The following is a 13,827-nucleotide window of genomic DNA, read 5'->3' on the forward strand; positions in this document are numbered from 1 at the left end:
CTTTTCGATTGTCTCCGAATTGCAGACCGGTCGCGATTACGCTCAGCTCGTGACGAGGAACACGGCGTCGTCGGTCCAGCTAAAGCAGCACTCGTCGCCCTCGTGCAGGATCACCACGTCGGCGCCCAACACCCGCACCCGGATCGGCTGCTCGCCGGCGTGCCCGATCACCAGCGCGTTGTCGCCGTAGTTCACGATCGTATCGATCGTCATGCGGGCGTTTGAACGACCTTCGATCGGGTTGCGCGAGAGCTTCATGTGTTCCGGCCGGATCACGACCGCGACTTCATCGCCGTTGGAGACGGACGGTTGTCCGTTGGTCAGGTAGCGGCAGGTGCCGAGCACGGGGCTCTCCACCACGCCCTCGGCGGCATTCGCGATGTGGCCCGGGATCAGGTTGCTCTCGCCGATGAAGTCGGCGACGAAACGGGTGGTCGGGCGGTGGTAGATGTCGAGCGGCGGACCGGACTGCTCGATATTGCCCTTGGAGAACACCACGATGCGGTCCGACATGGACATCGCTTCGGTCTGGTCGTGGGTGACGAAGATCGTGGTGACGCCGAGCTTGCGCTGGATCCGCTTGATCTCGATCTGCATCTGCTCGCGCAGATTTTTGTCCAGCGCGCCGAGCGGCTCGTCGAGGAGTAGCAGGTCCGGCTCGAACACCAGCGCGCGGGCGAGCGCGACGCGCTGCTGCTGGCCGCCGGAAAGCTCCTTCGGGTACCGGTGGGCGAAACCCTCCAGCCCGACCAGCTCCAGCATGGCCTGGGCCTTCTTGAGGCCCTCCGCGCGCTTTACGCCGCGCATCTGCAGCGGGAAATAGACGTTGTCGGCCGCCGTCTTATGCGGAAACAGCGCGTAGTTCTGGAACACGATGCCGATGTTGCGGTCCTGGGGATCGAGACCGGAGAGCGAGACGCCCTCGATCTCGACGCTGCCGCGGGTCGCCTGCTCGAAGCCGGCGATGATCATCAGCGTGGTCGTCTTGCCCGAGCCGGATGGGCCCAGGAAGGTGACGAACTCGCCCTTGGCGACGTCCAGGTTCACGTTGTCGAGGGCGACGAAGTCGCCATAGGTCTTGTTGATCCCGGACAGGCGCAGATAGCTGCTCATGGAGGCTCCCGGCAGGACAGGTTATTCGGCGGAGATCGTCGGAGTGACGCGGCGGTCGGCGATCACGCGGCGCACCGTGCGCGCGACATGCGGGGCGACCAGCGCAATCAGGACGACCAGGAACAGGAGGCTGGAGATCACGGCGATGACCGGGTCGGCCTCCTGGCGGATGCTGTCGAACATCTTGCGCGGCAGGGTTTCCGCATCGCGCCCGGAGATGAAGATCGCCACCACCGTCTCGTCGAAAGACTGGATGAAGGCGAACAGGGCGGAGATGAACAGGCCCGGCCGGAGGATCGGCAGCGTGACGTGAATAAAGGTCTGGATCGGGCTTGCGCCCAGGCTGCGCGCGGCGCGCTCCAGCGTCTGGTCGAAGCCCTTCAGGTTGGCCGACAGCACCAGGAAGGTGATCGGCACCGACAGGCAGGTGTGGGCGAGGATGACGCCCAGATGGGTGTGCACCAGCCGCCACTGGCCAAGCACCGAATAGTAGCCCACCGCCATGACGATGTGGGGCACCGCCATCGGCATCATCATCATCAGATTGGCGATGCCCTTGCCCCAGAATTTGTGGCGCACCAGGGCGAAGGTCGCCGGTACCACCAGCGCCATGGTCAGAAGCGTGACGCAGGTGGCGATGAAGAGGCTGTTCCAGGTCGGCCTGAGCCAACTCGGATCGGAGAAATAATCGGCATAGTAGCCGAGCCAGTAGCCCGGCGGTGGGAACTGCAGTGACGAGGCCGTGGAGAACGACATCGGTACCACGATCACCAGCGGCGCGGCGATGAAGACGATCACCGCGACGCCGAACCAGCGCATCATCGTGTTCATATCAACCCCACAGACGATCGAGGCCGAAGCGGCGGTGGTAGACGGCGAGCACCGCCAGCGTGATGGTGAGCAGCACGATCGCCATCGCCGAGGCGAGCCCGAAGGCCAGAAACTCCTCGATCTGATGACCGATCAGGCCGGCGGCCATCTGCTCGCGCGGGCTGCCGAGCAGGACGGGCGTGACGTAGAAGCCGAGACAGATGACGAAGACCAGGACGGAGCCGTTGGCGATGCCGGGTGCCGTCAGCGGCAGATAGACATGGCGGAACAGGGAGAAGCCGCGCGCACCCATGCTCTCCGCGGAGCGGATCAGCGCCGGGTCGATCTTCTTCATCACCGAATAGATGTTCATGATCATGTACGGCGCGAGGATGTGGACCATCGCCAGCGTCGAGGAGAAGCGCGTAAACAGCAGGTGCGGCGGATCGGCGATCCCGACGGCCGTGAACAGCCAGATGATCGGGCCGTTGTTGCCCAAGAGCACCATCCACGCATAGGTGCGCACCAGGAAACTGGTCCAGAAGCTCATGGTGATCAGGAGCAGGATCAGCATCGCCCGGCGATCGGAGGTGTGGGCCATGAGGTAGGCCAGCGGATAGCCCACCAGAAGGCAGCACACCGTCACCAGACCGGCCGTCATGAAGGTGTTGATGAACACCTTGCGATAGAGCGATCCGGTCAGGACTTTCTCGTAGTTCTCCAACCCCACGTGGGGCTCGGTCACGCTCATCAGCGCGACCTGGCCCAGCGGGATGGCGAAGAACACGATCAGGTAGGCCGTCAGCGGAAGCAGAAGCAGCCAAGGCCACAGGGTCTTTTGCTCGGACACGCGCGAGATCAGGCGGTTCATCGGCTGCTTCCGGTGCTCGTGGACTACTGGCTTACTGGGCGAGCCACTCGTCGAAGCGCATGGACACTTCGTGGGGATCGGCGCCCCAGTTGGCCATGTCCTGCTCGAACGTCTTCGGGTAGTGCTGTGGCGCCGTTGGCATCCGTTCCGCCGCAGCGTCGGAGATGAACGCGTTCGCCGCCGGGTTCAGCGCGCCGTAGTTCGCCTGTGTGGCAAAGCCCGCGAGCGGCTTGGCGGACGTGACGAACTGCACGAACTCCTTGGCCTCTTCCATGTGTGGCGTGCCTTTGGCGATGACCCAATAGGCGCGGTCGATCTCGGCCTGGTTCCAGGTCATGGCGACCGGCGCGCCGGCGTCGAGCGCCTCGAAATAGCGGCCGTGCCAGATGCCGATCATGTCGACCTCGCCGTCGCGCAGGATCTGGGTCGACTGGGCGCCGGCCGTCCACCACACGCGGATGTGTGGCTTGATCTTGTCGAGCGAGGCGAATGCGCGCTCGATATCGAGCGGATAGAGCTGGTCGATGGGGACACCGTCGGCCAGGAGCGCGATCGGGATCACACGGGCCGCGTAGCGCTGCAGCGAACGGGCGCCCGGGAACTTGTCGACATTCCAGAAGTCCGTCCAGTCCTGGGGCGTGCCTTCGATGGTGTCGGTGCGCCAGGCCATCACGGTGGCGAAAGCATGGCTCGCGACGCCGTTCTGGAACTCACCACCCTCGTAAGGGGCGTCGATGTCCTCGATGATGCCGGCATCGTTGGCGCGCACGATGTCGCCGCCGCCCAGCGTGGTGACGTCGAACTCGTAGACGCCGGTGCGGGTCTGCGCGGCGAGCTTGGCGAACGAGACCGGCGAGACCGTGCGGATCTCGATCCCGGTTTCCTTGGTGAAGGGCTCGAACAGGTTCGCTTGCGCGGCTTCCAGCCAGGGGCCGCCCCAGGAGTTCACGTAGAGGACCCTGTCCTGAGCGCGGGCGATATAGGGCATCGCGAGCGCGCCGGCGGCCACCGTCGCAGAGCCCTTGAGGAAGCGACGGCGGTTCAGCACGAACCGCCCGGAAGAAGTCTTCAAATCAACCATCTGGAACGCTCTTTGTTTTCGGGGTTGAGGGAAGTCAATCTGCTTGGCGGAAGGTGGTCGCGTATAGACGAAGCCAGTTTTTGTGCGTGATCTTGTCGATCTCTTCTTGGGAAAAGCCGACGGCGGCGAGCCCGCCGGGAATGACGGCCATGTCCTCCACGGTCTGGAACCACTCCGGAGGCGCAGCCTTGCCGGGGCGGGCCGCGGAGCCGGCGCCGTAGTCGATGCCGCGGGTCCAGCGCCCCTGGCGCATCCAGGCATAGTCCGGGGCGGTGAAGTTGTGACTGCGGTCAGTGCCGATCGCGACGGTGTCGATGCCGGCGATCTCCACGGTGCGTGCCACCATCGTGCACCACGCTTCGATCGAGGCGCAGTAGTCGTCGCCGGTGATGTTGCGATAGGCCGCACAGCCGATCACGCCGCCGGTTTCGGAAAGCGCCTTCAGGACATCATCGGTCTTGTTGCGCTTGTGTGGAAACAGGCTGTCGGCATTGGCATGGGTAACGGCGATCGGCTTGCTGGAAGCCTCGATGGCGTCCAGCGTCGACCGGTTCCCGACATGGCTGCAGTCGATCAGGATGCCGGCGGCGTTCATTTCCCGCACGACTTCCTTGCCGAAGCGGGCAAGACCGGAATCCTCTACCTCGTAGCAGCTACCGGCGAGTTCGTTCTGGTTGTTGTAGGTGAGCTGAACCACCCGCACGCCGAGTTCGGCGAACATCTCGACGAGCCGGATTCGGCCTTCGAACAGATTGGCATTCTGATAGCCGAGGATCGCGGCGACCTTGCCGTCGGCGGCCGCCTGTTCGATCTCGGCCGGCGTGGTGGCGATGGTTGCGACGTCTTCATTCTCGCGGATCAGGTCGCGCCAGGCGCCGAGAGAATCGAGGGATTCCAGCGCCCCTTCCCAGAAGCCGCAGGTCACCACCACGCCGGCGACGCCGGCCGTCTTCAGCGACAGGAAGGACTGGCGGTCGAAGTGACCGCATTCAAGGCCATCGATGATCATCAGCAGGCTTTCTCGTGCTGGGCGGTGGCGGCTTCGGTGGGCGACGAGCCGATGAAGGAGACGTCGGTGTCGTCGTCATTGTCGGAGCGTCCGATCACGGTGCCGTCCTCCGTCACGATCACCGGGCCGGCGTGGCGGCGCGAGACCACCGTGTCGGGGGCAAGGGCGGTTTGGGCGAGCTCGTAGATCCGCCACCATTGGTCGGCGGCGATCCGGCAGCCGTCCCGCAGTACCTTCTCCATCACCGGATCGGTTCGCGTTTCCGCGCGTCGTGCCGACAGCACGCGCCCCCCGCAGGTGACGACAAGGCCGGAGCGGCAGGCGAACGCGGTCGCGACCGCCAACTCCTCCGGATCGGCTGCGCTAACGATCTCGATCTCCGCCGTCTCGCCATCGCCGATCGCTTCGTCGAGAAGATCGATCGCGGAGGGGATCGCGAACCAGGCATGCTCGCCGTTGGCATCCAGGGTCCAGCGAGGACCGGTGTCGGAGACGAGCCGCATTCGACGTGGATCGGCCGGCTTCAGGACCTCGATGCGGGACTCCAGAAGCGCGAACCCGCCAAGTCCCATCGCCTGGGAATACATCACCAGATCCAGCGCCATCAGGGCGAAGCCCTTGGGCAGCTCGGTGAGGGACAGAATCCGTTCGCTCATCAGCCGCATTTCGCGCGGCATGACCCGCAGGATCGTCGCGTCGGTACTCAAAGTCTCGGCTCCTCGGGATAGAACCAGGCGTCTCCGCGGCCGGCGCGAATGTCATCCGGGGTCGGAGCGCCGTGGTAGAGAACGCCGCGCAGGTTGCGCTGCAGGTAGTCGCGGGTCTTGTCGATGCCGTGGACGGCGACGTTCATCAGCCGCACCAGGTCGATCGGCACGAAGTCCTCGCCGTTGATGTTGGCGTGGGGGGTGTGGAAGTAGCTGCCGGCGAGGTTCTGCACCCGCGCGGCCATCAGCCGATGCTCGGGGTGCTTGAACAGGAAGCGCGCGACGGAGAGCCCGCCGTCTTCGGCCTTGAGGTCGGCCATCATCCGCTGCACGTCGCCTGGCACATCCAGGCCGAGGTCGCGTGCTTCCGGCACTTCGGCGCGGGCACCGCGGCGGGGCTCTTCCGCCGTTTCCGACTTGTACCAGACGAAGGTGTTGGCGCTCGGCGCGGACATATCAATGTCCAGCGCCCAGGCATATTCCGAGCACAGGATCGCCTTGAGGCCGGCGACCGTCATGCGCGGCTCCACGACGAACTCGTCGGGCCCTTCGACAGCGGCCGCAATCCGGTCGGCCTCGTCGGCGACCAGCTCGATGATCAGCGACAGGAAGGTCTCGTAGGTCTCCGGCGCAAGCGTGGCCTCCGCCGTTACCGCGATATGGTCGAGCGGGTAGGGGTGGGGCACGCCGCCAACGGTACCGCGCTCGCGCAGCTCTTCGAGCTTCGATGCCAGGCCGGACAGCTCCTTGGCGATCCGCTCGGACGAAGCGAAGGTCTCGTAGACCATGCGGTCTTGGGTCCGGAAGGTGATGGCGCGCTGCAGATGGCCGATCAGCGTGTCGATGCGCGGATCGCCGGCGCCGAGCTCAAGCCCGAGCGCAAGGGCGATCGCCTGCTCGCGGCCGCTGATCCAGGCATTCATCAGGCGCGGATGGCGATGGACGAAGAAGATCAGGCCGAGGGCGGAGCCGTTGCCGACGCCGAGATAACGCCGGATTTCCGGGGCGAGCGGCACGGCGGTCTCGGACTTCAGCCGCGCCAGGTGCTCGACCAGGTCGCAGGCGAACTCGCGCATTAGATAGCCGTGTAGAAGCTGGGCCTCCAGCACGCCGCCGAGCGGATGATCCTTGCCGAGCGAGGGGAAGGAGCGGGTTCCGAAGGTGCCGTTGCCGTCGAGCCCGGTGTTGCGCATGAGGTAGCAGACGGCGTTGAGGTCCTCGATCGCTGGCTGGCGGCCTTCGGCAAGCGCATCGAGCGCGGCGTTGAAGGCCCGCATCGACCGGTTCGAGCGGCACCAGACCAGCGCGTTCTCGCCGGCGCGGCCGCGATAGAGCTTGGGCAGTTCCACCCGCGCGCGCTCGATGTCGGCTTCGCTCGCCGGCCCCTCGTTCAAGGTGCCCATCATGTCCCAGGAGCGGCCGATGATGCGCCCGGTGCGGCCTTCCGGCTTCGGCGGGAAGGAAAAACCGATGAAGCAGAAGTCCCGGGTCGGCGTCTTGATCGAATAGACGAAGGTGCCGCTGGCGTCGGCCTCGATATCGAAACGCTCGCGGGTGATTTCCCAGCGTTCGCGCACCATCTTGTTGATCATGGCGCGCGTGCCGCTCAGCCGGCTCGGCTGCATGGCGGCCAGCCGATGCGGTTTCATGATCTCCTGCCAGTTGCGCAGGGTGGGACGGCCGTCGGGGCCGTAGGCGTGAAGCACGCTATCCATGCGTGTCGGTGCTCCCTTTAAGGATGCGCGTAATGTCTGCGGCGGCCGCCAGCATCGGTTCCCTGAAGGCGTCGAGGTCGAACCGGTTGACCGGCACGACCAGCGACACCGTCGCGCGGCAGTGGCCATGGAGGTCGAAAACGGGGGCTGCGAGCCCGAGCACGCCGGATTGGGTGTAGCCGCTGGAAAGCGCGTACCCTTGCGCGCGGACATCGGCGAGCACGTCGTCGGAGGGGAGCGGATGCGGGCCCTCCTTCAGTCGGTCGAGGGTAACGGGATCGGCGAACGCGACCAGGACGCGACCGGATGCGGAGCCTTCTAGGGACAACGAGGTGCCGAGCTTTTGTTCGGCGCGCAGGACGCTGTCGGTCTCCACACGGGCGACGATGCAGGGCAGGCCGCGATCGAGAATGGCGAGCGAACAGGTCTCGTTGACGGTGGCCACCAGGCGCGCCAGCGCCGGTTCGGCGCGTGTGCCGATGTCGGCCTGGTCGAGCGCGGCAGCGGCAAGCCGCACGGACAGCATGGAGAGCCGGTAGCGGCCGTCGTCATCCTGCTCCAGCCAGCCGGCTTCGACGAGGGTGAGCAGGCGCTGATAGGCCGTCGCGCGCGACAGACCGCCCTCGCGGGCAACGTCGGCGAGCTTCAGGGGCCTCGTCTGGCGCGCGAACAGGTCCACGAGCTCGAGGGTCTTGAGGACCGTCGACAAAGGCCGGACGCCCGGCTCGGAAGAATGTATTCTATTAGAAGACATCGTATCCATTACGAATATGGTGTGACTGTGCGCCTTCGCCTGTCAAACGGATTCCGGCGGTTTTCGCGCGGCTCGACTGCGATGCGTGCGGATTTCTTTCGCCGGAGCAAGGGCTTAGTAGCCAATCTGGAGTTGCTAATTTTTTTGAGCGTTTCCAGTGGATTTTCGATCCGATGACTTCTGGATCGAGTCTGCGACCGCTTCCGATGTTCAATATGCTCGGGGGCTTCTCGGGAAAAAGCTGAGAGAAACTCGCGGATACGGCGGTTTTGCCTGGTGCGGCCGGTCGCGATCGCGTATGGACGCCGGGTCACGCTTGTGCTCATTATTGTGTCCAATGCGGGCGAGCGGTCGACAGGCAGTTGCAGCAGGTGCGACGGTGGCGCTGCCCTTTCTCAAGCCAGATGAGGAGCCCATGACGAGGAACGGAGCGGATGCTCTGGTGGAGGCGCTTGTCGCCGCCGGCGTCGACACCTGTTTCGCCAATCCCGGCACGACGGAGATGCATCTCCTTGCCGCGCTTGGGCGTCATCCGGGCATGCACACGCACCTATGCGTGTTCGAGGGCGTGGCGAGTGGGGCGGCGGACGGCTATGCGCGCATGACGGGCAAGCCCGCCGCGACGTTGCTTCACCTCGGTCCGGGGTTCGCCAACGCCATGGCAAACCTGCACAACGCCAAAAAGGCAAATTCGGCGGTGGTCAACATCGTCGGCGAGCATGCGACCTACCATCTCGAACTGGACGCTCCGCTCACTGCCGATATCGAGGGCATGGCCGAGACGGTTTCCGATGTGGTCGCGACGCTGGAGAGTGCCGACGAGGTGTCTGCGGCGACCAACCACGCGCTCGCCGAGATCGCGGGCCCGTCGGCGCGGGTTGCGACGTTGGTGCTTCCCAACGACGTCGCCTGGTCGCCGACCGATGTGGCGGGCGAACCGGTCGCACCTGCGCCGGCGCTCGAGTTCGATGCCCAGGCGGTGGCGCGCGCGGCCAGGACGCTCTCGGAAGGAGGCTCCGGGGTGGCGCTTCTTCTTGGCGCTCCGTTCGTCACGGCACGGATGGCGAGCCTCGCCGACGCGATCCAGAAGAAGACCGGCTGCCGCCTCTTTGCCGAATCCGCCGTCTCGCGCATGGAGCGCGGTGGCGACACGCCGCCGTTGCCGCGGGTGCCATTCCATGTCGACCCGGCGACGGAGGCCCTCGCTGAGGTGTGGGCCGCCGTCCTGGTCGGGGCCCGTGCGCCGGTCGCTTTCTTCGCCTATCCCGGCCGCCGCAGCGAGCTCTTGCCGAAAGGGTGCGAGACCATCGCCGTTTCGCCGTTGCTCGCCGATGCGGAAAAGGCGCTTGAGGCGCTGGCAGCGGCTCTGGAGGCGAAGCCGGAACCTCACCGCCCGACCCTTGTCGCGCCGGCCGATCGGAGTGCCGTAATTACACCGGAGACGCTGGCGGCCACCGTCGCCCACGCGCTGCCAGAGCAGGCGATCGTGGTCGACGAATCGATCACAAATGGCGGCTTTCTCTACGCCTATTGCGGCGATGCCGGCCGCCATGACTGGATTAACAACCGCGGCGGCTCCATCGGCTATTCCACGCCGGTCGCGGTGGGGGCGGCGGTCGCCTGTCCCGATCGCCGCGTTCTAACCATCACCGGCGACGGCTCCGCCCTTTACACGCTGCAAAGCCTCTGGAGCATGGCGCGCGACCAGCTCGATATCACGGTGCTGATCCTGGCCAACCGCTCCTACAAGATCCTCGCTAACGAGATGTCGAAGATCGGCGCCGGCAACCCCGGCGAGCGCGAGGCGCCGTTGTTGAGCCTCGACCATCCGGAGCCACAGTGGACCCAGCTTGCGCAAGGCTTTGGCGTCTCCGCCGAGCGGGCGACCACGGTCGCGGAACTCGATGCCGCCCTGCGCGGCGCGTTTTCGTCCTCCGGACCGCGCCTGATCGAGGTGGTGATGTAAGGTCCTGACCCTAGGTCATGGACGTTGGGTTTTACGGCTTTTCCGGATGACGGGCCGGCTTCCGCTGCGCCTGGAAACGTTCTGCGTGGCCGGGGTATAGAGGAGGGGTGCGGCTTTGCCCCATGCCGCGCTCAAAAAAGGTGTGCCCGACAAATGGATGATCCGAGCTTCGACATCGGCGCGCGGTTGCTGGCCATGCGCAAATCGGCCGGGCTGTCCCAGCGCCAGCTTGCCGAACGCGCCGGTGTGCCGCATGCGCAAATCTCGATCGTCGAGCAAAACAAGTCGAGCCCTTCCATCGCGACATTGCGCAAAATATTGAGCGGTCTGAACGTCACGATGGCGGACTTTTTCGAGCCGGAGCGGATCGCGCCGGAGGGGCCGTTCTTTGCGGTCGACGAACTCATCGATCTGACCTCGAAGCTGCCGGTCTCCGGTGCGCATGCTGCCGACGGCAAGGTGGTTCTGCGCCAGGTGGGTGATGCCCGGCGTTACAATCTACAGATCCTGCACGAGACCTATGAAGTTGGGGCGGACACGGGAGAAGCGTGCCTGGAGCACTTCTCCAGCGAGGGTGGTTACGTGTTGGAAGGTGCACTGGAGCTGACGGTCGGCGACCAGGTGCGGGTGCTCTATCCCGGCGAAGCCTATCTGTTCGACAGCCGTTTGCCGCATCGCTTTCGCAATGTGCACGACGGGCCCACGACCGTGGTCTCCGCGTGCACGCCGCCCTATCTGTAAGCGAACGTGATCCGGCTTCAGTTGCTCAAAATATAAAGCGTGATAGGGTGTGCTGACCGAAGGGTTTACAGGGGTTCATCATGTCTGAGATTCCGGGCCTGGCGCACCGTCGCGCCGCCGCCGTGGCGCAGGGCGTCGGCGGCAAGAACATCTTCGCCGCGCGGGCGGAAAATGCCGAGCTTTGGGACGTCGACGGCCGCCGCTATATCGATTTCGCCGCCGGCATCGCCGTCAACAATACCGGCCATCGCCATCCCAAGGTAATGGCGGCGGTGATGGCGCAGGCGGAAGCCTTCACACACACCTGCTTCCACGTGGCGCCGTATGAATCTTATGTCCGGCTGTGCGAGCGGCTGAACGGCCTTGTCGACACAGGCGAGGAAAACCGCGCGCTCTGCCTGACCACGGGCGTCGAAGCGGTGGAGAACGCAGTGAAGATCGCGCGCGCGGCAACCGGCCGCTCCGCAGTCATCGCCTTCACCGGCGCCTTCCATGGCCGCACCATGATGGGGATGGCTCTGACCGGCAAGGTGAAGCCCTACAAGGCCGGGTTCGGACCGTTCCCGAGCGAGATCTATCATGCGCCGTTCCCCAACGAACTGCTCGGTGTCACAGTCGAGGACGCGCTGCGCGGCCTGGATGAGATCCTGACCAGCGACGTCGATCCTCAGCGCGTGGCCGCCCTGATCGTGGAGCCGGTGCAGGGAGAGGGTGGTTTCAACGTGGCGCCGCCGGAATTCCTCAAGGCTTTGCGCGCGCTGTGCGACCGCCACGGCATCGTGATGATCGCCGACGAGGTGCAGGCCGGCATGGGCCGCACCGGAAAGATGCTCGCGATCGAGCACTCCGGCGTGAAACCGGATCTGGTGGCGCTGGCCAAGGGCATCGCCGGCGGGTTTCCGTTGTCGGCCGTCGTGGGCAAGGCGCGAATCGTAAACGCGCCGCATCCCGGCGGCCTCGGCGGCACCTATGGCGGCAACCCGCTTGCCGTGGCGGCGGCGAACGCTGTGCTTGATGTGATCGAGGAGGAGGGGCTGCTTGCCCGCGCCACCGCCATCGGCGAGACGATCACCGCGCGCCTGACGGCGCTTGCGGCCCGCTCGGGTCACGAGGCGATCGGCGACGTGCGCGGCCTGGGCGCGATGGTGGCTTATGAGCTCGTCACCGACCGGAGCACGAAGGCGGCCGCGCCCGAGTTGACCGGGCGGATCGTTGAGGAAGCCGAAGCGAGGGGCCTGATTCTTCTCTCTTGCGGCACCCGCGCAAACGTCGTGCGGCTGCTGCCGCCGCTCACGATTCCGGACGCAGTGTTGGCCGAAGGCCTCGACCTCATGGAGGCCGCAATCGAGGCGGCGCTGCCGCTCCAGCGCGATGCGGCCTGATCGCCTCTTGGCGAGACCTTTCGGGTCGGGCAGATAAGGGTTGAGATTCGTCGAGCCGGCAGTCGATGGTCCCTGGGCCTCGTTTGCCGGCTCGTTGTCTTTGAAGGGGCGTCGTCGACGCGCCGAGCGAAACCGGAGGAAAGCGAGACTCATGAGCAACTATCCGGACGTGCAACTCTTCATCGATGGTGCGTGGTGCGACGCGGCTGCGGGCGAAACCATCGACATCGTCAATCCGGCGACCGAGGATGTGATCGGCAAGGTTTCCCATGCCCGCGTTCCCGATCTCGACCGGGCGCTGGCGGCTGCCGAGCGCGGCTTCGCCGTCTGGAGCCAGACCGGCGCGTTCGATCGCGCGCGCAAAATGCGCAAGGCCGGCGAGCTTCTGCGCGAACGCGCCGATGCGGTCGCCGCGATGATGACGGCGGAACAGGGCAAGCCGCTCGCCCAGGCGAAGGGCGAGGTGCTGGCCGGTGCCGACGTGATCGACTGGTTCGCCGAGGAGGCGCGCCGCACCTACGGCCAGGTGATCCCGTCGCGGGCGCCCAACGTCACCCAGATGACCATCAAGGTGCCGGTCGGTCCGGTGGCGGCGTTTACGCCGTGGAACTTCCCGATCAACCAGGTGGTGCGCAAGCTGTCGGCGGCGGTGGCCACCGGCTGCTCCATCATCGTGAAGGCGCCGGAAGAGACCCCGGCCTCGCCGGCGGAGCTGATCCGCTGCTTCGCGGATGCCGGCATCCCGGCTGGTGTGATCAATCTGGTCTATGGCGTCCCGGCGGAAATCTCGGAATATCTGATCCCGCATCCGGTGATCCGGAAGATCTCCTTCACCGGCTCCACCCCGGTGGGCAAGCAGCTTGCGGCGCTTGCCGGGATGCATATGAAGCGCGCGACCATGGAGCTTGGCGGCCATGCGCCGGTGATCGTATACGACGACGCCGATGTGGAGGCAGCCACCAAGGCAATCTCGGCGCACAAGTTCCGCAATGCCGGGCAGGTGTGCGTGTCGCCGACGCGGTTCCTTGTCCAGGATGCCGTCGCCGACCAGTTCCTCGATCGCTTCACTGAGGCCGCCAAGGCGGTGAAGGTCGGCGTGGGTACCGAGGACGGCGTGGAAATGGGGCCGCTTGCCAACGAGCGCCGCATTCCCGCGCTGGAGGCCCTGATCCAGGACGCGGTGGAGCACGGTGGCGAACTGGCCACCGGCGGCCGGCGGATCGGCAACAAGGGCTACTTCTTCGAGCCGACGGTGTTGGCTGGCGTTCCGACCGATGCCCGGATCATGAACGAAGAGCCGTTCGGTCCGGTCGCGATCATCAACCGGTTCAACGACGACGACGAGGCGATCGCCGAGGCGAATCGGTTGCCGTTCGGGCTCGCCGCCTACGCCTTCACGCGCTCGGCTGCGCGCTCGCAACAGCTTCGGGCACGGGTCGAGGCCGGTATGCTGGCGATCAATCACGTGGGGCTGGCGCTTCCGGAAATCCCGTTCGGCGGCATCAAGGATTCCGGTTACGGCACTGAGGGCGGCTCGGAGGCGACCGAAGCCTATCTCGACACAAGGCTCGTCACGCAGATGGACAAGTAGCCGGTCCCGTCGGACTGCAAGGGATGACAAGGCCCGTGCGGGAGTTCCTGCATGGGCCTTTTTTACGGTCGATCGGCTTTGCCCGCC

Annotated in this window: 12 protein-coding genes; 4 read left to right on the forward strand and 8 right to left on the reverse strand. The window is 65.6% G+C overall.

Annotation, left to right across the window (positions count from 1 at the left end; all coding sequences use genetic code 11):
• Positions 1 to 42: 42 nt before the first annotated feature.
• The 8 genes from HNS03_RS12930 to HNS03_RS12965 are packed head-to-tail and all read right to left on the reverse strand — an operon-like array spanning position 43 to position 8,015.
• A complete protein-coding gene (locus HNS03_RS12930; protein ID WP_367195857.1) occupies positions 43 to 1,113 on the reverse strand; it encodes an ABC transporter ATP-binding protein in 1,071 nt (356 codons plus the stop codon).
• Positions 1,114 to 1,134: 21 nt separating this feature from the next.
• Positions 1,135 to 1,944: an ABC transporter permease gene (locus tag HNS03_RS12935; RefSeq protein ID WP_367195858.1), complete on the reverse strand. Its 810-nt coding sequence runs from the start codon at positions 1,942 to 1,944 to the stop codon at positions 1,135 to 1,137.
• Position 1,945: 1 nt separating this feature from the next.
• Entirely contained in the window at positions 1,946 to 2,794 is an 849-nt protein-coding gene (locus HNS03_RS12940; protein ID WP_367195860.1) for an ABC transporter permease, read from the reverse strand.
• A gap of 31 nt (positions 2,795 to 2,825) precedes the next feature.
• Entirely contained in the window at positions 2,826 to 3,875 is a 1,050-nt protein-coding gene (locus tag HNS03_RS12945) for an ABC transporter substrate-binding protein (RefSeq protein ID WP_367195861.1), read from the reverse strand.
• Positions 3,876 to 3,909: 34 nt separating this feature from the next.
• Positions 3,910 to 4,884 carry a dipeptidase gene (locus HNS03_RS12950; protein WP_367195863.1) on the reverse strand — a complete coding sequence of 325 codons (975 nt, stop codon included), beginning with the start codon at positions 4,882 to 4,884 and terminating at the stop codon, positions 3,910 to 3,912.
• A complete protein-coding gene (locus HNS03_RS12955) occupies positions 4,884 to 5,591 on the reverse strand; it encodes a hypothetical protein (RefSeq protein ID WP_367195865.1) in 708 nt (235 codons plus the stop codon). The genes HNS03_RS12950 and HNS03_RS12955 overlap by 1 nt, the downstream gene beginning before the upstream one ends.
• Entirely contained in the window at positions 5,588 to 7,306 is a 1,719-nt protein-coding gene (locus tag HNS03_RS12960; RefSeq protein ID WP_367195867.1) for a hypothetical protein, read from the reverse strand. The genes HNS03_RS12955 and HNS03_RS12960 overlap by 4 nt, the downstream gene beginning before the upstream one ends.
• Positions 7,299 to 8,015 (reverse strand): IclR family transcriptional regulator, encoded by a 717-nt coding sequence (locus HNS03_RS12965; protein ID WP_367195869.1) that lies wholly within the window; start codon positions 8,013 to 8,015, stop codon positions 7,299 to 7,301. The genes HNS03_RS12960 and HNS03_RS12965 overlap by 8 nt, the downstream gene beginning before the upstream one ends.
• Before the next feature lie 460 nt (positions 8,016 to 8,475).
• Between HNS03_RS12965 and HNS03_RS12970 the strand changes: the two genes are divergently transcribed.
• The 4 genes from HNS03_RS12970 to HNS03_RS12985 all read left to right on the forward strand — a co-directional run bounded on the left by HNS03_RS12970 (position 8,476) and on the right by HNS03_RS12985 (position 13,740).
• Positions 8,476 to 10,026, forward strand: coding sequence for an acetolactate synthase large subunit (locus HNS03_RS12970; protein WP_367195871.1), 1,551 nt, complete (start codon positions 8,476 to 8,478; stop codon positions 10,024 to 10,026).
• Positions 10,027 to 10,179: 153 nt separating this feature from the next.
• Positions 10,180 to 10,767, forward strand: a complete 588-nt coding sequence (locus tag HNS03_RS12975) for a cupin domain-containing protein (protein ID WP_367195872.1) — start codon at positions 10,180 to 10,182, stop codon at positions 10,765 to 10,767.
• 80 nt (positions 10,768 to 10,847) lie between these two features.
• Positions 10,848 to 12,149 (forward strand): 4-aminobutyrate--2-oxoglutarate transaminase, encoded by a 1,302-nt coding sequence (gene gabT / locus HNS03_RS12980; RefSeq protein WP_367195874.1) that lies wholly within the window; start codon positions 10,848 to 10,850, stop codon positions 12,147 to 12,149.
• Between the two features lie 151 nt (positions 12,150 to 12,300).
• Positions 12,301 to 13,740 (forward strand): NAD-dependent succinate-semialdehyde dehydrogenase, encoded by a 1,440-nt coding sequence (locus tag HNS03_RS12985; RefSeq protein WP_367195876.1) that lies wholly within the window; start codon positions 12,301 to 12,303, stop codon positions 13,738 to 13,740.
• Positions 13,741 to 13,827 lie beyond the last annotated feature (87 nt).

It is taken from the genome of Amorphus sp. 3PC139-8 (assembly GCF_040750475.1).
Taxonomy (GTDB): Bacteria; Pseudomonadota; Alphaproteobacteria; order Rhizobiales; family Amorphaceae; genus Amorphus.